This is a genomic window from Endobacterium panacihumi, assembly GCF_050847465.1.
Classification (GTDB): Bacteria; Pseudomonadota; Alphaproteobacteria; order Rhizobiales; family Rhizobiaceae; genus Neorhizobium; species Neorhizobium panacihumi.
On the sequence record NZ_JBOZRA010000001.1, the window covers coordinates 1,736,148 to 1,755,572 of the forward strand.

The following is a 19,425-nucleotide window of genomic DNA, read 5'->3' on the forward strand; positions in this document are numbered from 1 at the left end:
TTCCTTTTTCTTTTGCGGGTGGAACGGCAGGTTAAAGATAACCCAGAAGAACTGGGTGGTGCGGAGAAACCGCATTTCGCCCGGCCTCCCCTTTCAGGCAGGCCGGGCGAAAATTCTTAGAACGTCAGACCGCCTTCGCGGGCAGCTTCAGCCAGGGCCTTGATGCGGCCGTGGTAGATGAAGGCGCCACGATCGAACACGACTTCCTTGACGCCAGCCTTGGTGGCGCGTTCTGCAACCAGCTTGCCAACTGCAGCAGCTGCTGCAACGTCGGCGCCGGTCTTCAGCGAGCCACGCAGGCCTGCGTCGAGGGTGGAGGCGGCTGCAAGCGTGCGGCCGGCCACATCGTCGATGACCTGTACGTAGATGTTCTTGGACGAGCGGTGAACCGACAGACGCGGACGGCCGTTTGCGACCTTCTTGATCTGGCGGCGAACACGGCTCGCACGCTTTGTGAGTGCTTCTTTTCTGGTAGCCATGATCGCTCGTCCTTACTTCTTCTTGCCTTCCTTGCGGACGATCCGTTCCCCAGCGTACTTGACGCCTTTGCCCTTGTAGGGCTCGGGACCACGGTATTCGCGGATTTCCGCGGCAACCTGACCGACCTGCTGCTTGTTGATGCCGGTGACGACGATTTCCGTCGGCTTCGGCACGGCAATGGTGATGCCCTCAGGGGCTTCGTAGACGACATCGTGGGAGAAACCGAGTGCCAGCTGCAGGTTCTTGCCCTGCATGGCCGCGCGGTAACCGACGCCGTTGATTTCGAGCTTACGCTCGTAACCGTCCTTAACGCCCGTGAAGATGTTTTCGATCATCGTGCGGGACATGCCCCACTTCGAACGAGCATCCTTCGAATCGTTGACCGGGGTCACCGAAACAGCGTTGTCGTTGAACTCGACCTTAACTTCGTCGTTAGCAACGAAGAAAAGTTCGCCCTTAGGGCCCTTCGCGGTGATCTTCTGGCCGTCGACGGTAGCCGTCACGCCTGCAGGAACCGGAACGGGCTTCTTACCGATACGAGACATTTTGTTATCCTGTCTGTCCGTTATGGAGATCCTTGCCCAGTCTTAGAAGACCGAGCAAAGAACCTCGCCGCCTACGTTCTGTTCGCGAGCCTGGTGATCGGCCATTACGCCCTTCGGAGTCGAAAGGATGGTAATGCCGAGGCCGTTCGCGACCTGCGGGATGGACTTTACCGAGACATAAACTCGGCGGCCCGGCTTCGAAACGCGGCCGATCTCACGGATCACGGATGCGCCTTCGTAGTACTTCAGTTCGATTTCGATCTCGGCCTTGCCGTTACCGAAGTCGGTTTCAGTGTAACCGCGGATGTAGCCTTCAGCCTGAAGAACATCGAGAACGCGAGCGCGCAGCTTGGAAGCCGGCGTCGAAACGGTGTTCTTGCGACGGGCTGCGCCGTTGCGGATGCGGGTGAGCATATCGCCCAAGGGATCAGTCATGGTCATCTAACGATCTCCTTACCAGCTCGACTTAACAATGCCCGGCACCTTGCCGGAATTACCAAGCTCACGAAGCGCAATACGCGACATTCCGAGCTTGCGGTAGAAAGCGCGCGGGCGACCGGTGACTTCGCAACGGTTGCGGATGCGCGTCTTCGAGCCGTCACGCGGCAGGGAAGCGAGCTTGACAGAAGCCTTGAACCGCTCTTCGATCGGAAGAGCCTGGTCCATGATGGTTGCCTTGAGAGCAGCACGCTTGGCAGCGTGTGCGGCAACCGTCTTGCGGCGGCGCTTGTTCTTTTCAACTGCGCTGGTTTTCGCCATATCGTAGTTCCTTTTAAACGCTTGTCGTTACGGTTACGTGCGGAACGGGAAGTTGAACTCTTTCAGAAGAGCCCGTGCTTCGTCGTCGCTGGTAGCCGTCGTGCAAACGATGATGTCCATGCCCCACATCTGATCAACCTTGTCGTAGTTGATCTCCGGGAACACAATGTGTTCCTTCAGGCCCATGGCGAAGTTGCCACGGCCGTCGAAGGACTTCGGGTTCAGGCCGCGGAAGTCGCGAACGCGCGGGAGCGCGATGTTGACCAGACGATCCATGAACTCGTACATGCGGGCGCCGCGCAGGGTAACCTTCGCGCCGATCGGCATCTGTTCGCGGACCTTGAAGCCGGCGATAGAGTTGCGAGCCTTGGTGATGACCGGCTTCTGGCCGGCGATCGCTGCCAGATCCGCAGCAGCCACGGTGGGCTTCTTCGAATCGGCGGTTGCTTCACCAACGCCCATGTTGATGACGATCTTGTCCAGCTTGGGGATCATCATTTCATTGGCGAACGAGAACTGTTCCTGCAGCGCTGCGCGGATGCGGGTAACGTATTCGGTCTTGAGCCGCGGCTCGTACTTGGACTCAGCCATCGATCACATCTCCCGTACGCTTGGCCACACGAACCTTCTTGCCGTCGACGACGGAGAAGCCAACGCGGGTCGGCTTGCCGTCTTTCGCGACGATCGCGATGTTCGACAGGTGGATCGATGCTTCTTTGTTGATGATGCCAGCTTCCTGCGTCTGCGTCTGACGCTGGTGGCGCTTCACCATGTTGATGCCGCCGACGACCGCACGGTCTTCCTTCGGCAGAACCTGGAGAACTTCACCGGTACGGCCCTTGTCCTTGCCGGTGAGTACGACGACGTTGTCGCCCTTCTTGATCTTCTGCATGGTTCTCGCTCCTTACAGTACTTCGGGAGCCAGCGAGATGATCTTCATGTGGTTCTTCGCACGAAGTTCGCGCGGAACCGGTCCGAAGATACGGGTGCCGATCGGCTCTTTTTTGTTGTCGATGAGGACCGCTGCGTTGTTATCGAAGCGGATGACGCTGCCGTCTGCGCGACGGATGTCCTTGGCGGTACGAACGACCACCGCCTTCATCACATCGCCCTTCTTGACGCGGCCGCGCGGGATGGCTTCCTTGATCGAAACGACGATAATGTCGCCGACCGAAGCGTACTTGCGCTTGGAGCCGCCCAGCACCTTGATGCACATGACACGACGTGCGCCGGAATTATCCGCCACGTCGAGGTTTGTTTGCATCTGAATCATGTCAGGTCGCCTTCTCGTAAGGACCGGAACGGTTGGGCGCAAAACCCCCTATTCCGGCCATGGACATATTTTCATTTTTCGCGCGGGTTGGGTCTTGCCAAGGCGGTTTCCCTGAACGGGACCTTCCCTGCGCTGCAAAGCAAAAAGAACGCCCGTAAACCGGGCGTTCTCAGCCGATGGGCTGCTTCATACAGATTTCTGCGGCAGACGCAAGGGCCTGCCGCAATTCTGTGGGCTTAAGCCTGGGCAGAAACCACTTTCCAGGTCTTGTCCTTGGAGATCGGTGCACATTCCTCGATGGAAACGATATCACCAATCTTGTACTGGTTGGCTTCGTCATGCGCCTTGTACTTCTTCGAACGGCGAACCGTCTTCTGAAGCAGCGGATGAGCGAATCGGCGCTCGACGCGGACAACAACGGTCTTCTCGTTCTTGTCGGAAACGACTACGCCCTGCAGAATGCGTTTTGGCATATTATTCTTCCTTAGGCCTTGGCTTCTGCCGCCTTCTGGCGGGCAATGGTCTTCACGCGAGCGATGTCCTTGCGGACTTCGTTGATGCGGGAGCTCTTCTCAAGCTGGTTCGTCGCCTTCTGGAAGCGCAGGTTGAACTGCTCTTTCTTCAGGTCGGCGAGCTTATCCTTGAGCTGATCGGCCGTCAGGCCGCGTACTTCTTCGGCTTTCATCTTGCCTTCTCCTTACTCTGCGATGCGCTGAACAAAGCGCGTCGTGACCGAGAGCTTGGCAGAACCGAGGCGCAGGGCCTCGCGAGCGATTTCTTCCGAAACGCCGTCGATCTCGAACATGATACGACCAGGCTTGACCTTGCAAGCCCAGTATTCAACAGAACCCTTACCCTTACCCATACGAACTTCGGTGGGCTTGGCAGTAACCGGGACGTCAGGGAAGACGCGGATCCATACACGGCCCGCGCGCTTCATGTAACGGGTGATCGCGCGGCGAGCCGCTTCGATCTCGCGAGCGTTCACGCGGTTCGGTTCCTGAGCCTTCAGGCCGAATTCGCCGAATGCCAGGTCAAAGCCGCCCTTTGCGACGCCCTTGATGCGGCCCTTGAACTGCTTGCGATACTTGGTACGCTTTGGCTGCAACATTTTCTTACTTCTCCGAGCTTATCTTTCGCCAGCGATAATCAAGCGTTTTCGCGTTCGCGGCGACGGTCGCCACGATCGTTACGTTCGCGGCTTGCCGGACCCTGTGCGTCGCCTTCAAGGCCACGACGTTCGGAAGCCATCGGATCGTGCTCAAGGATTTCGCCCTTGAAGATCCAAACCTTGATGCCGCAGATACCGAATGCGGTCGAGGCTTCAGCCGTACCGTAGTCGATGTCAGCACGCAGGGTGTGAAGCGGCACGCGGCCTTCGCGGTACCATTCGGTACGAGCGATTTCAGCACCACCGAGACGGCCGGCGCAGGTGATCTTGATGCCTTCGGCGCCGAGACGCATGGCCGACTGAACGGCACGCTTCATCGCACGGCGGAAAGCCACGCGACGCTCGAGCTGCTGGGCGATCGACTGACCGACCAGCGTGGCATCGATTTCCGGCTTACGAACTTCAACGATGTTGAGGTGCGTTTCCGAAGAGGTCATCGTCGAGATCGCCTTGCGGAGCTTCTCGATGTCTGCACCCTTCTTGCCGATGATCAGACCCGGGCGAGCCGAGTGGATCGTAACGCGGCACTTCTTGTGCGGACGCTCGATGACCACCTTGGCGATGCCGGCCTGCTTCAGCTCGGACATCAGGTAAGCGCGGATCTTCAGGTCTTCGTGGAGCAGCTGGCCGTATTCGGCGTTGTCGGCGAACCAACGGCTGTCCCAGGTACGGTTAATGCCGAGGCGGAAACCGATAGGATTGATTTTCTGACCCATTATGCGGCCTCCCCTTTTTCCTCGACTTCGCGAACGACGATCGTCAGATGCGCGAACGGCTTTTCAATGCGCGAGGCACGGCCGCGACCACGAGCGTGGAAACGCTTCATGGTGATCGACTTGCCGACGTAAGCTTCCGCTACGATCAGGGTGTCGACGTCGAGGTCGTGGTTGTTTTCGGCGTTGGCGATAGCGGACTCGAGAGTCTTCTTCACCTGGCCGGAAATACGCTTGCGCGAAAATTCCAGCTCTGCCAGGGCGCGTTCAACCTTCTTGCCACGGATCATGGCAGCGACGAGGTTGAGCTTCTGCGGGCTGACGCGAAGCGTGCGGGCGACTGCCTGTGCTTCGTTGTCCTTCAGCCGGCGTTCGGTCTTAGCCTTCGCCATGGTTACTTCCTCTTCGCCTTCTTGTCCGCACCGTGACCGTAATAGGTACGGGTCGGGGAGAACTCACCGAACTTGTGACCGACCATGTCTTCATTGACGCTGACCGGTACATGCTTGCTGCCGTTGTAGACGCCGAACGTCAGACCAACGAACTGCGGGAGGATCGTGGAGCGACGGCTCCAGATCTTGATAACTTCTGCACGTCCGCCTTCGCGCACCTTCTCAGCCTTCTTGAGAAGATAGCCGTCAACAAACGGGCCTTTCCATACTGAACGAGCCATTTCCTGACTTCCCTCTTACTTCTTACGAGCGTGACGCGAGCGCATGATGAACTTGTCCGTGGACTTGTTCGAGCGCGTGCGCTTGCCCTTGGTGGGCTTGCCCCAAGGCGAAACCGGGTGACGGCCACCGGAGGTGCGACCTTCACCACCGCCGTGCGGGTGGTCTACCGGGTTCATGACGACGCCGCGGTTATGCGGACGCTTGCCACGCCAAACGGTACGACCGGCCTTGCCGTCGTTGATGTTGCCGTGGTCCGGGTTGGATACGGCACCAACGGTACCGAGGCACGAACCCGGGACGAGACGCTGCTCACCAGAGTTCAGACGAAGGATAGCCATGCCGGCGTCGCGGCCGACCAGCTGTACGTAGGTGCCGGCCGAACGAGCGATCTGGCCACCCTTGCCCGGCTTCATCTCGACGTTATGAACGATCGAGCCAACCGGGATGTACTGCAGGGGCATGGTGTTGCCCGGCTTTACGTCGACAGCCTTGTTGGAAGCGATGACCTTGTCGCCAGCAGCAAGACGCTGCGGAGCGAGGATGTAGGCCTGTTCGCCGTCCGTGTAGGTGACGAGCGCGATGAACGCCGTGCGGTTCGGGTCGTATTCCAGACGCTCGACCGTGCCTTCAACGTCGAACTTGCGACGCTTGAAGTCGACCAGGCGGTAGGTACGCTTGTGACCGCCGCCGATGAAGCGGGCAGTAATACGGCCGTTGTTGTTACGACCGCCGCTCTTGGACAGACCTTCCGTCAGCGACTTGACCGGCTTGCCCTTCCAGAGGCCCGAACGGTCGACGATGACCAGCTGGCGCTGGCTCGGGGTCGTCGGATTGTAGCTTTTCAATGCCATGATCTAATTCCCTCAGAGGCCCGTGGACACGTCGATGGACTGGCCTTCGGCGAGCGTAACGATGGCCTTCTTGACGTCCTTCTGCTTGCCGGTGAAGCCCTTGAAGCGCTTTACCTTGCCCTTGCGGACCAGCGTATTGACGGCAGTGACCTTGACGCCGAAGAGTGCTTCGATGGCAGCCTTGATTTCAGGCTTGGAAGCGGTCTTGGCGACGTTGAAGACGACCTGGTTCTGTTCAGATACCAGCGTCGACTTTTCGGTGATCGACGGAGAGACGATCACGTCGTAGTGGCGAATATCGATCACTTGAAACGCTCCTCGAGGGCTTCAACCGCAGCCTTGGAAAGCACGAGCTTGCCGCGACGCAGGATGTCGTAAACATTGATGCCCTGTACCGGCAGAACGTCCACGTTCGGGATGTTCTGGGCAGCGAGCTTGAAGTTGCCGTCCAGTTCGGCACCGCCGATGAACAGGGCATTGGTCAGGCCGAGCGAAGCGAACGTGCCGACGAGGCCCTTGGTCTTTGCTTCAGCAGCAACCAGGTCATCGATGACGATCAGATCTTCAGACTTCAGCTTGGCCGACAGCGCGTGACGCAGAGCAAGCGCACGAACCTTCTTGGGAAGGTCGAATGCGTGGCTACGCGAAACCGGGCCGTGAGCCTTACCACCACCGCGGAACTGCGGAGCGCGAGCCGAATGGTGACGAGCGCGGCCCGTACCCTTCTGCTTGAACATCTTGGCGCCGGTGCGGGAAACTTCCGCACGGGTCAGCGACTGATGCGTGCCCTGCTGCTTCTTGGCGAGCTGGTAACGAACCATACGGGCGAGGATGTCCTCGCGCGGGTCGAGGCCGAAGATCGCGTCGGACAGGGAAACCTTGCCGGCGTCTTTACCCTCGAGGGTCTTGACGTTGAATTCCATTTGCTTGGCTCCCTTACTTCGCGGCCGACTTGACGGCATCGCGGACGATGATCCAAGCGCCCTTCGAACCGGGAACGGCACCCTTTACGAGGATCAGACCGCGATCTTCGTCGGTGGATACAACTTCCAGATTCTGCGTGGTTACGCGGGTCGAACCCATGTGACCAGCCATGCGCTTGCCCTTCCAGACCTTGCCCGGATCCTGGTTGTTACCAGTCGAACCGTGCGAACGGTGCGAAACGGAAACACCGTGGGTCGCGCGAAGACCACCGAAGTTGTGGCGCTTCATAGCACCGGCAAAACCCTTACCGATCGAGGTACCCGTCACGTCGACCAGCTGGCCGGCAGAGAAGTGGCTCGCAGTCAGCGTGGAGCCGACGTCGATGAGGTTGTCGCTGGATACGCGAAACTCAACAAGCTTCGCCTTCGGCTCGACTTCGGCAACGGCAAAATGACCGCGCAGAGCCTTGCTCGTGTTCTTGACCTTGGCAGCACCAGCACCAAGCTGGACAGCCGTATAGCCATTCTTTTCATCGGTACGCTGGGCTACCACCTGGCAGTTTTCCATGCGCAGTACCGTCACCGGGACATGCTCGCCGGCGTCGTTATAGACGCGGGTCATCCCAACTTTCTGTGCAATTACACCTGAACGCATCGGTTCAATCCTTCTCACTCACCCGAGACCAGGTCTCAGAGCTTGATTTCCACGTCGACACCAGCGGCGAGGTCGAGCTTCATCAGAGCATCGACTGTCTGGGGCGTCGGATCGACGATGTCGAGCAGGCGCTTATGCGTGCGCATTTCAAACTGCTCGCGGCTTTTCTTATCGACGTGGGGAGACCGGTTGACCGTAAACTTCTCGATGCGAGTCGGAAGCGGAACGGGGCCCCGGACGCTAGCTCCGGTGCGCTTCGCCGTCGACACGATCTCGCGCGTGGAAGCGTCGAGAATACGATGATCGAATGCCTTAAGGCGAATGCGGATATTTTGGCCGTTCATTCGACGTTATCCTTGTTATCTTGTTATCCGTATACTCAAAAACAGCATACGGGCTCTTCTTACCTAAAGGCGGGACCACCGGTGTCAAAGATCGAGAGAGACCCCGGCGAACCGTGGCTCTTTCCAGTCTTCGGGCCCTTTTGGACCCACCTTTATATTGATTTGCAGCAGACGATTCGAAGGCAAAAGCCTCATCTCACTGCGCTCACGCGCCATCTGCTACATTTTTATGTCATACGCAAGGGTCTACCCCGTTTGCGCATGAAAAAATCATGAATAAAAGGGAAAGGGCGCCGCTTGCGGCGCCCTCACCTGTCTTATTCTACGATCGAGGCAACGATGCCGGCGCCGACGGTACGGCCGCCTTCGCGGATAGCGAAGCGCAGCTTTTCTTCCATCGCGATCGGAACGATCAGCTCAACAGCAACCGTGACGTTGTCGCCCGGCATAACCATTTCCGTGCCTTCCGGCAGCGAAACGATACCGGTCACGTCCGTCGTGCGGAAGTAGAACTGCGGACGGTAGTTCGTGAAGAACGGCGTATGACGGCCGCCTTCTTCCTTCGTCAGGATGTAGGCTTCCGCCATGAACTTCTTGTGCGGCTTGACCGAACCCGGCTTGCACAGGATCTGGCCACGCTCGACGCCGTTACGGTCAACGCCGCGAACGAGAGCACCGATGTTGTCGCCGGCCTGGCCCTGGTCGAGCAGCTTGCGGAACATTTCAACGCCGGTAACCGTCGTCTTCGAAGTGTCCTTGATGCCGACGATTTCGACTTCTTCGCCAACCTTGACGATGCCGCGCTCGACGCGACCGGTCACAACCGTACCACGACCCGAGATCGAGAACACGTCTTCGATCGGCATCAGGAACGGCTGGTCGATCGGACGCTCAGGCGTCGGGATGTAGGCGTCGACCTGGGCCATCAGCTCGCGAACGGCGTCTTCACCGATGGTCTTGTTCGAGTCTTCCAGAGCGGCCAGAGCCGAACCCTTGACGACCGGAACGTCGTCGCCCGGGAAGTCGTAGGACGACAGCAGTTCGCGAACTTCGAGTTCGACGAGTTCCAGCAGTTCTTCGTCGTCGACCTGGTCGACCTTGTTGAGGAACACGACCAGAGCCGGAACGCCAACCTGACGAGCGAGCAGGATGTGCTCGCGGGTCTGCGGCATCGGGCCGTCGGCAGCCGAGCAAACCAGGATCGCGCCGTCCATCTGTGCGGCACCGGTGATCATGTTCTTGACGTAGTCGGCGTGGCCGGGGCAGTCAACGTGCGCGTAGTGACGGTTCGGGGTCTCGTATTCGACGTGCGCCGTCGAGATGGTGATGCCACGAGCCTTTTCTTCCGGAGCAGCGTCGATCTGGTCGTACGCCTTGAACTCGCCGAAGAACTTCGTGATCGCTGCCGTCAGAGACGTCTTGCCGTGGTCGACGTGGCCGATCGTGCCGATGTTCACGTGCGGCTTGTTACGCTCAAACTTGCTCTTTGCCATTGCAGGCTCTCCATTTTATGTGGGCCGTTTGGGCCCCAATTCTTGTGTGATCGCCCCGGCTTTGAAACCGGGGCGTAGTCTGGTGTCGTAGTCCGATTACTTCTGACCGGAATACTTAGCCTGGATTTCGGTCGCGACGTTCGACGGAACCGGTGCGTAGTGATCGAAGGTCATCGAGTACTGCGCGCGGCCCTGCGACATGGAGCGCAGGTTGTCGACGTACTTGAACATGTTCGCAAGCGGAACGTGAGCGTTGATGACGATGGCGATGCCGCGCTGTTCCTGGCCCTGGATCTGGCCACGACGCGAGTTCAGGTCGCCGATAACGTCACCGACATAGTCTTCCGGCGTTACGACTTCGACCTTCATCATCGGCTCGAGCAGCTGAGCGCCGGCCTTCTTGGCAGCTTCGCGGAAGCATGCACGCGATGCGATTTCGAAGGCGAGAACCGACGAGTCGACGTCGTGGAAGGCGCCGTCGATGAGGGTCGCCTTGACACCCAGCATCGGGAAGCCAGCCAGCGGACCGGAAGACAGAACGCTTTCGATACCCTTCTGAACGCCCGGGATGTATTCCTTCGGAACAGCACCGCCGACGATCTTGGATTCGAAGACGAAATCTTCGCCATCCGGGTTCGGTTCGAACACGAGCTTGACGCGCGCGAACTGACCGGTACCACCGGACTGCTTCTTGTGCGTGTAGTCTTCTTCGTGCTGACGCGTGATGGTTTCGCGGTAGGCAACCTGCGGAGCACCGACGTTGGCTTCAACCTTGAACTCGCGACGCATACGGTCGACGAGAATGTCCAGGTGAAGTTCGCCCATGCCGGCGATGATCGTCTGGCCGGATTCCTGGTCGGTCTTGACGCGGAACGACGGGTCTTCAGCAGCGAGGCGATTGAGCGCGAGGCCCATCTTTTCCTGGTCGCCCTTGGACTTCGGCTCGATCGCGATCTGGATGACCGGCTCCGGGAATTCCATGCGCTCGAGGATAACCGGCTTCAGCGGATCGCAGAGCGTATCGCCAGTGGTGGTTTCCTTGAGGCCGGCGAGAGCAACGATGTCGCCTGCGAAGGCTTCTTCGATGTCTTCACGGGAGTTCGAGTGCATCTGCAGCATACGGCCGACGCGCTCGCGCTTGTCCTTGACCGTGTTGATGACAGACGAACCCTTTTCGAGCTTGCCCGAGTAGATACGAGCGAAGGTCAGCGAACCGACGAAGGGGTCGTTCATGATCTTGAACGCCAGCATCGAGAGCGGCTCGGAGTCGTCAGCGTGACGCTCGATTTCGGCTTCGGTCTTGAAGTCGATGCCCTTGATGGCCGGGATGTCGATCGGCGACGGCAGATAGTCGACAACGGCGTCGAGCAGCGGCTGTACGCCCTTGTTCTTGAACGCGGTGCCGCAGAACATCGGGTGGAACTTGACGTCGATCGTGCCGCGGCGAACCAGGGCGCGGATCTTGTCGTTGTCCGGCATGTCGCCGTTCAGGTAGGCTTCCATCGCTTCTTCGTCGATCTCGACAACGGTCTCGATCAGCTTTTCACGATATTCGGCAGCCTTTTCCTTAAGGTCTTCCGGGATTTCGACAACGTCCCAGGCAGCGCCCAGGGATTCGTCACGCCATACCAGCGCGTTCATCTCGATCAGGTCGACAACGCCCTTGAATTCGGTTTCTGCACCGATCGGGAGCTGCATGACAACTGCGGTGGCGCCAAGACGGGTCTTGATCATCTCGACCGAGCGGTAGAAGTCCGCACCGGTCTTGTCCATCTTGTTGCAGAAGATCATGCGCGGAACGTTGTACTTCTCAGCCTGACGCCAGACGGTTTCCGTCTGCGGCTCTACGCCGGCGTTGGCATCGAGAAGAGCAACCGCACCGTCGAGCACGCGCAGCGAACGTTCGACTTCAATCGTGAAGTCGACGTGGCCGGGGGTGTCGATGATGTTGAAGCGGCGCATCTTGCCGTCACGGCCCTTCCAGAAGGTCGTGGTGGCAGCGGACGTGATCGTGATGCCACGCTCCTGCTCCTGCTCCATCCAGTCCATGGTGGCAGCGCCGTCATGAACTTCACCGATCTTGTGCGACTTGCCGGTGTAATAAAGAATACGCTCGGTGGTCGTGGTCTTGCCGGCGTCGATATGCGCCATGATACCGAAGTTGCGGTAGTCTTCGATTTTATATTCGCGAGCCATAATGACTGCCTTTCGAAATTCGATCGGTTAAGATTACCAGCGGTAGTGCGAGAATGCGCGGTTGGCGTCAGCCATCTTGTGCGTGTCTTCGCGCTTCTTGACAGCGGAACCACGGTTGTTCGAGGCATCCATCAGTTCACCGGACAGGCGGTCAACCATGGTGGTCTCGTTGCGCTTGCGGGCAGCAGTGATCAGCCAGCGGATAGCAAGGGCCTGGCGGCGCTCCGGACGAACATCAACCGGGACCTGGTAGGTCGCACCACCAACGCGGCGCGAGCGAACTTCAACATGCGGCGCGATATTCTCGAGCGCCTGATGGAAGATCGCCAGCGGCTCAGCCTTGGCCTTTGCCTGCACGCTATCGAATGCACCGTAAACGATGCTTTCGGCAACCGACTTCTTGCCATGAAGCATGATGGCATTCATGAACTTCGTGACGACCAGATCACCGAACTTCGGATCCGGGTTGATCTCACGCTTCTCTGCACTATGACGTCTGGACATACGTTCCGTCTCTCAATGGTTGCGGCACTTTATCACGCGGAGAACCTCGCGCAGCGCCGTATAAAGGTTGATGATCCGAAGGATTACTTCGGACGCTTTGCACCGTACTTCGAACGGCGCTGCTTACGGTTCTTGACACCCTGGGTATCGAGAACGCCGCGGATGATGTGGTAACGAACGCCTGGCAAGTCCTTTACGCGGCCGCCACGGATCATGACGACAGAGTGTTCCTGCAGGTTGTGACCTTCACCCGGAATGTAACCGATGACTTCGAAGCCGTTGGTCAGACGGATCTTGGCGACCTTACGCAGAGCCGAGTTCGGCTTCTTCGGCGTCGTGGTGTAGACGCGGGTGCAGACGCCACGCTTCTGCGGGTTTTCCTGCAGAGCCGGGACCTTGTTGCGCTTGACCTGTGCCTGGCGAGGCTTGCGGATCAGCTGGTTTACGGTAGGCATATAACCATCCCTTGCAAAATAATCTCGTGACCCCTTTTGGGGGCCGGTTACGCCGTTTCCGGCCGCGACACACGCATTCCAACATGCACAAAACGTGGCCCCACCCTGTCTCGGAAGGACCACGGAAGGCAGAGGACGCATCTTTATAAAACGCGTCGTGCGTGCAGCATTCTTGTCTTCAACGTGCGTATGGAAGCCTGTTTGAGGCATTGTTCCGGTACAAGTCGTGCCGGATATGGCAGCCTCACATCTCTTCCGATGCGGCGCGTTTACTGTTTCCGTCCCTGCGCGTCAAGGGCGAAAACAAAATTACCCCCTGCCCCACAGCGCAGAGAGCCTTGTATTCCGGCCTTTATACGCCTTTTCCGGGGAATCGCCACAGCCCCTCGGCATTGACGGTGGGAATCGGCTGCCAAAGCCGTTAAGAATCGATAAAGACCTGAACGGCACCCGCCGACCCGCGATGCCAGCAGCCTTGGAAATGGAAAAACGCATGATCGACACGCCCGACAACGACAACACTCTCGACGAACCGATGGTCTTCATCATCATCGGCAAGGGTTACACATCGAAGACGAGCGACGGCACGGAGCTCCACATTCTCCTGCGCGCGCCCGACGATGACACCGCCGTTCGCGACGCGTTGAACGCGCTGTCCGAAGAAGGTTTTCTCGAAGCCGACCTCGATCAGATCGGCGTGATGACCGAAGAGCCGGTCGATGAGCCGCATGCGTCCGCCTATCAGGGCGCGCTTGAGGGCGAAGTCTCGATCATTCGTTTCAGCGAATGACATCAGGTCTGTCCGCCGGAATGCCGGCGGACAGTTATGGTCGTCACGTCATTTCACCGGCATGATCGTCGCGATCGGTTTCGGTGTCCCGGCGGTCTCCGCCGGCAGGATCGGGTAGGTCACATCGGGTGCCCTGCCGGTCAGCGTATCGAGGAAGGCGACGATCAGATCGACATCCTTGTCCGTCAGCGCCTCACCCAACTGCGCCGTCCCCATGACCGCAACAGCCTGCTTCAGATCCCAGACTTTGCCGGAATGGAAATAAGGCGCCGTCAGAGCGATGTTTCGCAGTGGCGAGGCGCGGAAGACATAGCTGTCATCGGCGGTGTTGGTCACCGCAAAACGGCCCTTGTCATTCTCAGGCAGCACATCGGCGCCTGGTTTTTCGACCAGACCGAACGGGTAATACCCCTCCCCGCCGACATTGACGCCGCCATGGCAGGACGCGCAACCCTTGTCGATGAACAGCTGCATGCCATGCCTTGCATCCGCGGTGATCGCCTCGTCATCACCATTGAGGAATGCATCGAATGGTGCCGGCGTGATCAGTGTCGCCTCAAAGGCTTCGATCGCCTTGGCAAAATTGTCGAACGTGACCGGATCGGCTTCGTCCGGGAAGGCCGCCTTGAACCAGACGACATATTGCGGCATCGATTTCAAAGTGGCGATCACCTGATCCGGCGTATTGGCCATTTCGACGCCCGCCTGCACCGGTCCCTTGGCCTGAGCCTTCAGGTCTTCGGCACGACCATCCCAGAACTGGGCGACGTTAAAGACGGAGTTGAAGACGGTCGGTGAGTTGCGCGGCCCCTTTTGCCAACCATGGCCGATCGAGGTTTCGAGATTGTCGTCACCGCCCGTCGCCAAGTTATGACAGGAGTTGCAGGAAAACACGCCGGATGCCGATACGCGCGTATCGAAGAACAGCGCCTTGCCGAGTGCGATCTTTTCCGGGGTGATGCGGTTATCCTTCACCGATGGAACGGTGGAAGGCAAAGGTTTGAAAAGCTCCTGCGCCTGACTTCGAAGGTCGGCAGGAGATGGGTCCGCCGCAAAGGCGGGTGTCATCAGCATCGCACATAGCGCGACGGACGAAAGAAATTTGTTCATGTAACCCTCCGTTTCATAGAACGATTCCATTCTAGAAACGGTCTAAGGTTGGACTTTGCGCAGGATCAAAACACGGCTGCAAATAGTAACCTGAAATTGCAAAAGGCCCGGATTTCTCCGGGCCTTTGTGTTTTTTCAAAACTGAAGGTTGCGAAATCGCGAACCGCGTCGACCTTATTCGGCCGGCGTGTTTTCCGGGTTCATGTCCTGCAGCATCGGGGTGGCAGAGCCTGCGCCCGAACCCTTCTTGCGCTCATCAAGGATGAGTTCGTCACGAGACGTGGCGATGCGGCGGATCTGCGTCATGGTTCCGCCCGTACCGGCCGGGATGAGACGGCCGACGATGACGTTTTCCTTCAGACCCTGCAGCGTGTCCATCTTGCCAGCGATTGCAGCTTCCGTAAGAACCTTGGTGGTTTCCTGGAAGGATGCGGCCGAGATGAAGGACGGCGTCTGCAGCGATGCCTTGGTGATACCGAGAAGAACCGGATCGCCATAGGCGGGCTTCTTGCCTTCTTCTTCGAGACGCTCGTTTGCTTCGTCCAGTTCGATACGATCGACGTTGTCGCCGACGATGTACTGGCTGTCGCCCGAGTCGGTGATCTCAACCTTCTGCAGCATCTGGCGAACGATCACCTCGATGTGCTTGTCGTTGATCACAACGCCCTGCAGTCGGTAGACTTCCTGGATTTCGTTGACCAGGTAGGAAGCGAGTGCCTCCACGCCCTTGATCGCCAGGATGTCGTGCGGAGCCGGGTTACCGTCGAGGATGTAGTCACCCTTTTCGATATAGTCGCCTTCCTGAAGGTGGAAGGGCTTGCCCTTCGGGATCAGGTATTCGACCGGCTCGACACCGTCTTCGGCAGGCTCGATCATCACGCGACGCTTGTTCTTGTAGTCGCGGCCGAGGCGGATCGTACCATCGATCTCAGCGATGATGGCGTGGTCCTTCGGACGACGAGCTTCGAACAGTTCGGCAACGCGCGGCAGACCACCGGTGATGTCCTTGGTCTTGGCGCTTTCCATCGGAACACGCGCAAGAACGTCACCCTGGCTAACCTTGCTGCCCGGCTCAACGGAGAGGATGGCCTCGACGTTGAGGAAGAAGCGGGCTTCGCCACCACGTGCCAGCTTCATGATCTGGCCAGAAGCGTCCTTGATGACGATTGCAGGCTTCAGATCGACGCCACGCGGGGTCGAACGCCAGTCGATAACCTGACGCTTGGTGATGCCGGTGGATTCGTCGGTCGATTCCGAAACCGAGATGCCGTCGACGACATCTTCGAACGAAACGATACCGGCGACTTCCGTCATCATCGGGCGTGTGTACGGGTCCCACTCTGCGAGACGCTGGCCACGACGAACCTTGTCGTTGTCATCGACGAACAGCTTGGAGCCGTAAGCAACGCGCTGCGAGGAACGCTCAACGCCGCGCTCGTCAAGGATCGTGACCGACATGTTACGGCCCATGGCGACGAGAACGCCGTCCGAGTTGCGCAGCATGTTGCGGTTCTTGAGCAGGATCGTACCTTCGTACGATGCTTCCAGGAACGACGAGTCAACCACGTTAGCCGTACCACCAAGGTGGAACGTACGCATGGTCAGCTGGGTGCCCGGCTCACCGATCGACTGAGCGGCGATGACGCCGACAGCTTCGCCCATGTTGACCGGCGTACCGCGAGCAAGGTCACGGCCGTAGCAGACCGAGCAGACGCCCGTCTGGACTTCGCAGGTCAGTGCGGAGCGAATGCGGATCGACTGGATGCCAGCCTTTTCGATTTCGATGACATCCGGCTCGAGGATCATCTTGCCGGCATCAACGATGCGCTCACCCGTGACCGGATGATCGATATCGTCAAGCGCGGTACGACCCAGAACGCGGGCGCCGATGGACGCAACGACCTGACCGGCGTCAACGATGGCGGTCATGGTGAGACCGGTCTCGGTGCCGCAATCGACCATGTTGACGATGCAGTCCTGCGCAACGTCGACGAGACGACGGGTCAGGTAACCCGAGTTCGCCGTCTTCAGAGCCGTGTCTGCGAGACCCTTACGGGCACCGTGGGTCGAGTTGAAGTACTCGTTAACGGTCAGACCTTCCTTGAAGTTCGACGTGATCGGGGTTTCGATGATTTCACCCGACGGCTTCGCCATCAGGCCGCGCATGCCGCCCAGCTGGCGCATCTGGTTCGGTGAACCACGAGCACCCGAGTGCGACATCATGTAGATGGCGTTCATCTGCTTCTGGCGACCGGTCTCCGGATCGAACTCGACGGCCTTAATGCGGGCCATCATGTCTTCCGCGACCTTTTCGGTTGCCTTGCCCCAGGCGTCGACGACCTTGTTGTACTTCTCGCCCTGAGTGATCAGGCCGTCGTTGTACTGCTGTTCGTATTCCTTCACCAGGGCTTCGGTGTCACCGACGATCTTGGCCTTGGTTTCCGGAATGATCATGTCGTCCTTGCCGAACGAAATGCCGGCGCGGCAAGCATGGCGGAAGCCGAGCTGCATGATGCGGTCGCAGAAGATGACCGTGTCTTTCTGACCGCAATGACGGTAGACCGTGTCGATCATCTTGGAGATGTTCTTCTTGGTCATTTCCTGGTTGCAGGTGTCGAAAGGCACCTTGAAGTTCTTCGGCAGAAGTTCGCCGATGATCATACGGCCAGGCGTCGTGTCATGGATCTTCGAAACCGGGTTGCCGTCCTCGTCGACCGTCTTGAAACGACCGCGGATCTTGGCATGCAGGGTCACGACCTTGTTTTCCAAGGCATGGTGCAGTTCGCCCATGTCCGAGAAGACCATGCCCTGGCCGGGCTCGTTCTCGTTCATGATCGATAGGTAGTAGAGACCCAGAACCATGTCCTGCGACGGAACGATGATCGGTGCACCGTTGGCCGGGTGCAGGATGTTGTTCGTCGACATCATCAGGACGCGGGCTTCGAGCTGAGCTTCGAGCGACAGCGGCACGTGAACGGCCATCTGGTCCCCGTCGAAGTCGGCGTTGAAGGCCGTGCAGACGAGCGGATGCAACTGGATCGCCTTGCCTTCAACCAGGATCGGTTCGAAGGCCTGGATGCCCAGGCGGTGCAGGGTTGGCGCACGGTTAAGCAGCACGGGGTGTTCGCGAATAACCTCGTCGAGGATATCCCAGACTTCCGGCTTTTCCTTTTCAACCAGCTTCTTGGCCTGCTTGACGGTCGAGGAATAACCCTTGGCGTCGAGGCGGGCGTAGATGAACGGCTTGAACAGTTCGAGCGCCATCTTCTTGGGCAGGCCGCACTGGTGCAGCTTCAGTTCCGGACCGGTCACGATGACCGAACGGCCGGAATAGTCGACGCGCTTGCCGAGAAGGTTCTGGCGGAAGCGGCCCTGCTTGCCCTTGAGCATGTCGGACAGCGACTTCAGCGGACGCTTGTTGGCGCCGGTGATGACGCGGCCACGGCGGCCGTTGTCGAACAGCGCGTCCACAGATTCCTGCAGCATGCGCTTTTCGTTACGGATGATGATGCCCGGAGCGCGCAGTTCGATCAGGCGCTTCAGACGGTTGTTACGGTTGATGACGCGACGATAGAGATCGTTGAGGTCAGACGTCGCGAAACGGCCGCCATCGAGCGGAACCAGCGGGCGCAGGTCCGGCGGGATGACCGGAACGACCTTCATGATCATCCATTCCGGGCGGTTGCCGGACTCGATGAAGTTCTCGACGATCTTCAGGCGCTTCATGTACTTCTTCTGCTTCAGTTCCGACGTCGTGGACGCCAGTTCCGTACGCAGTTCGCCTGCCAGCTTGTCGAGGTTCATCGACGCCAGCATTTCGAAGATCGCTTCCGCACCGATCATCGCCGTGAACTGATCTTCACCGAACTCGTCGATGGCGATCATGTATTCTTCTTCGGACAGAAGCTGATTTTCCTTCAGCGACGTGAGGCCCGGCTCGGTGACGATGTAGTTCTCGAAATAGAGAACGCGCTCGACATCCTTCAGCGTCATGTCGAGCAGGGTCGAGATACGCGAAGGAAGCGACTTCAGGAACCAGATATGGGCAACCGGAGCGGCGAGCTCGATATGGCCCATGCGCTCGCGGCGAACGCGCGACAGCGTGACTTCGACGCCGCACTTTTCGCAGATAATGCCCTTGTACTTCATGCGCTTGTACTTGCCGCACAGGCACTCGTAGTCCTTGATCGGACCAAAGATGCGCGCGCAGAACAGGCCGTCACGTTCCGGCTTGAAGGTACGGTAGTTGATGGTTTCCGGCTTCTTGATCTCGCCGTAGGACCACGACAGGATCTTTTCCGGGCTCGCAATCGAGATCCGGATCGAATCGAAGTGCTGTGCCGGCACCTGCGGGTTGAAAAGGTTCATGACCTCTTGGTTCATGCCTGTCTCCTTGATGGGGCTCAAAAGCCCTCAAACGGGTCGTGTTCGACAAATTCCCGGGCTGTCGAACCAGACCCTTAAATGACAATAGACGCCATCTCTGGCG

25 protein-coding genes are annotated in these 19,425 nt (G+C 58.7%); 1 reads left to right on the forward strand and 24 read right to left on the reverse strand.

Annotated elements, in window-relative coordinates; translation table 11 throughout:
- Positions 1 to 116: 116 nt before the first annotated feature.
- From rplR to rpsL, 22 genes are all read right to left on the reverse strand, one after another.
- On the reverse strand, positions 117 to 479 hold the full coding sequence (gene rplR / locus ACRQ1B_RS08690) for a 50S ribosomal protein L18 (RefSeq protein WP_112731748.1): 363 nt from the start codon (positions 477 to 479) through the stop codon (positions 117 to 119).
- A gap of 12 nt (positions 480 to 491) precedes the next feature.
- Positions 492 to 1,025 carry a 50S ribosomal protein L6 gene (rplF, locus tag ACRQ1B_RS08695; RefSeq protein ID WP_306838459.1) on the reverse strand — a complete coding sequence of 178 codons (534 nt, stop codon included), beginning with the start codon at positions 1,023 to 1,025 and terminating at the stop codon, positions 492 to 494.
- 42 nt (positions 1,026 to 1,067) lie between these two features.
- Positions 1,068 to 1,466 carry a 30S ribosomal protein S8 gene (gene rpsH, locus ACRQ1B_RS08700; protein ID WP_112731752.1) on the reverse strand — a complete coding sequence of 133 codons (399 nt, stop codon included), beginning with the start codon at positions 1,464 to 1,466 and terminating at the stop codon, positions 1,068 to 1,070.
- 12 nt (positions 1,467 to 1,478) lie between these two features.
- The gene (rpsN, locus tag ACRQ1B_RS08705; protein ID WP_432293213.1) at positions 1,479 to 1,784 is read right to left on the reverse strand and encodes a 30S ribosomal protein S14; all 306 of its coding nucleotides are present in this window, start codon (positions 1,782 to 1,784) and stop codon (positions 1,479 to 1,481) included.
- A 33-nt stretch (positions 1,785 to 1,817) separates the two neighbouring features.
- On the reverse strand, positions 1,818 to 2,375 hold the full coding sequence (gene rplE, locus ACRQ1B_RS08710) for a 50S ribosomal protein L5 (RefSeq protein WP_153352824.1): 558 nt from the start codon (positions 2,373 to 2,375) through the stop codon (positions 1,818 to 1,820).
- Complete coding sequence (gene rplX / locus ACRQ1B_RS08715; protein WP_112731758.1) at positions 2,368 to 2,676, reverse strand: 50S ribosomal protein L24; 309 nt, start codon at positions 2,674 to 2,676, stop codon at positions 2,368 to 2,370. The genes rplE and rplX overlap by 8 nt, the downstream gene beginning before the upstream one ends.
- Before the next feature lie 12 nt (positions 2,677 to 2,688).
- Entirely contained in the window at positions 2,689 to 3,057 is a 369-nt protein-coding gene (gene rplN / locus ACRQ1B_RS08720) for a 50S ribosomal protein L14 (RefSeq protein WP_003495199.1), read from the reverse strand.
- Between the two features lie 236 nt (positions 3,058 to 3,293).
- The gene (rpsQ, locus tag ACRQ1B_RS08725; protein ID WP_432293214.1) at positions 3,294 to 3,530 is read right to left on the reverse strand and encodes a 30S ribosomal protein S17; all 237 of its coding nucleotides are present in this window, start codon (positions 3,528 to 3,530) and stop codon (positions 3,294 to 3,296) included.
- Between the two features lie 11 nt (positions 3,531 to 3,541).
- Entirely contained in the window at positions 3,542 to 3,742 is a 201-nt protein-coding gene (gene rpmC / locus ACRQ1B_RS08730) for a 50S ribosomal protein L29 (RefSeq protein WP_132273298.1), read from the reverse strand.
- Positions 3,743 to 3,754: 12 nt separating this feature from the next.
- Positions 3,755 to 4,168: a 50S ribosomal protein L16 gene (gene rplP / locus ACRQ1B_RS08735; RefSeq protein ID WP_093000489.1), complete on the reverse strand. Its 414-nt coding sequence runs from the start codon at positions 4,166 to 4,168 to the stop codon at positions 3,755 to 3,757.
- Between the two features lie 38 nt (positions 4,169 to 4,206).
- Positions 4,207 to 4,944 carry a 30S ribosomal protein S3 gene (gene rpsC / locus ACRQ1B_RS08740; protein ID WP_306838470.1) on the reverse strand — a complete coding sequence of 246 codons (738 nt, stop codon included), beginning with the start codon at positions 4,942 to 4,944 and terminating at the stop codon, positions 4,207 to 4,209.
- On the reverse strand, positions 4,944 to 5,333 hold the full coding sequence (rplV, locus tag ACRQ1B_RS08745; protein WP_112731764.1) for a 50S ribosomal protein L22: 390 nt from the start codon (positions 5,331 to 5,333) through the stop codon (positions 4,944 to 4,946). Before rplV ends, rpsC begins: the two co-directional genes overlap by 1 nt.
- A 2-nt stretch (positions 5,334 to 5,335) precedes the next feature.
- The gene (gene rpsS / locus ACRQ1B_RS08750; protein WP_007531666.1) at positions 5,336 to 5,614 is read right to left on the reverse strand and encodes a 30S ribosomal protein S19; all 279 of its coding nucleotides are present in this window, start codon (positions 5,612 to 5,614) and stop codon (positions 5,336 to 5,338) included.
- 15 nt (positions 5,615 to 5,629) lie between these two features.
- Positions 5,630 to 6,466, reverse strand: coding sequence for a 50S ribosomal protein L2 (gene rplB / locus ACRQ1B_RS08755; protein ID WP_153352827.1), 837 nt, complete (start codon positions 6,464 to 6,466; stop codon positions 5,630 to 5,632).
- Positions 6,467 to 6,478: 12 nt separating this feature from the next.
- Positions 6,479 to 6,772 (reverse strand): 50S ribosomal protein L23, encoded by a 294-nt coding sequence (locus ACRQ1B_RS08760; RefSeq protein WP_432293215.1) that lies wholly within the window; start codon positions 6,770 to 6,772, stop codon positions 6,479 to 6,481.
- The gene (rplD, locus tag ACRQ1B_RS08765; RefSeq protein ID WP_432293216.1) at positions 6,769 to 7,389 is read right to left on the reverse strand and encodes a 50S ribosomal protein L4; all 621 of its coding nucleotides are present in this window, start codon (positions 7,387 to 7,389) and stop codon (positions 6,769 to 6,771) included. Before rplD ends, ACRQ1B_RS08760 begins: the two co-directional genes overlap by 4 nt.
- A gap of 13 nt (positions 7,390 to 7,402) precedes the next feature.
- Complete coding sequence (gene rplC / locus ACRQ1B_RS08770; RefSeq protein WP_432293217.1) at positions 7,403 to 8,044, reverse strand: 50S ribosomal protein L3; 642 nt, start codon at positions 8,042 to 8,044, stop codon at positions 7,403 to 7,405.
- Positions 8,045 to 8,079: 35 nt separating this feature from the next.
- Positions 8,080 to 8,388 (reverse strand): 30S ribosomal protein S10, encoded by a 309-nt coding sequence (gene rpsJ / locus ACRQ1B_RS08775; protein ID WP_003507767.1) that lies wholly within the window; start codon positions 8,386 to 8,388, stop codon positions 8,080 to 8,082.
- Between the two features lie 317 nt (positions 8,389 to 8,705).
- On the reverse strand, positions 8,706 to 9,881 hold the full coding sequence (gene tuf / locus ACRQ1B_RS08780; protein ID WP_432293218.1) for an elongation factor Tu: 1,176 nt from the start codon (positions 9,879 to 9,881) through the stop codon (positions 8,706 to 8,708).
- A gap of 96 nt (positions 9,882 to 9,977) precedes the next feature.
- Positions 9,978 to 12,077 (reverse strand): elongation factor G, encoded by a 2,100-nt coding sequence (gene fusA / locus ACRQ1B_RS08785; protein WP_432293219.1) that lies wholly within the window; start codon positions 12,075 to 12,077, stop codon positions 9,978 to 9,980.
- Between the two features lie 33 nt (positions 12,078 to 12,110).
- Positions 12,111 to 12,581: a 30S ribosomal protein S7 gene (gene rpsG / locus ACRQ1B_RS08790; RefSeq protein ID WP_306838549.1), complete on the reverse strand. Its 471-nt coding sequence runs from the start codon at positions 12,579 to 12,581 to the stop codon at positions 12,111 to 12,113.
- 83 nt (positions 12,582 to 12,664) lie between these two features.
- Entirely contained in the window at positions 12,665 to 13,036 is a 372-nt protein-coding gene (gene rpsL, locus ACRQ1B_RS08795) for a 30S ribosomal protein S12 (RefSeq protein WP_003507760.1), read from the reverse strand.
- Positions 13,037 to 13,529: 493 nt separating this feature from the next.
- Between rpsL and ACRQ1B_RS08800 the strand changes: the two genes are divergently transcribed.
- Positions 13,530 to 13,826 (forward strand): transcriptional regulator, encoded by a 297-nt coding sequence (locus ACRQ1B_RS08800; protein WP_432293220.1) that lies wholly within the window; start codon positions 13,530 to 13,532, stop codon positions 13,824 to 13,826.
- A gap of 48 nt (positions 13,827 to 13,874) precedes the next feature.
- Here ACRQ1B_RS08800 and ACRQ1B_RS08805 read toward each other — a convergent pair whose 3' ends face one another.
- Both ACRQ1B_RS08805 and rpoC read right to left on the reverse strand, forming a co-directional pair.
- On the reverse strand, positions 13,875 to 14,936 hold the full coding sequence (locus ACRQ1B_RS08805) for a cytochrome-c peroxidase (protein ID WP_432293221.1): 1,062 nt from the start codon (positions 14,934 to 14,936) through the stop codon (positions 13,875 to 13,877).
- Between the two features lie 174 nt (positions 14,937 to 15,110).
- Positions 15,111 to 19,319, reverse strand: coding sequence for a DNA-directed RNA polymerase subunit beta' (rpoC, locus tag ACRQ1B_RS08810; RefSeq protein WP_432293222.1), 4,209 nt, complete (start codon positions 19,317 to 19,319; stop codon positions 15,111 to 15,113).
- Positions 19,320 to 19,425: the final 106 nt, after the last annotated feature.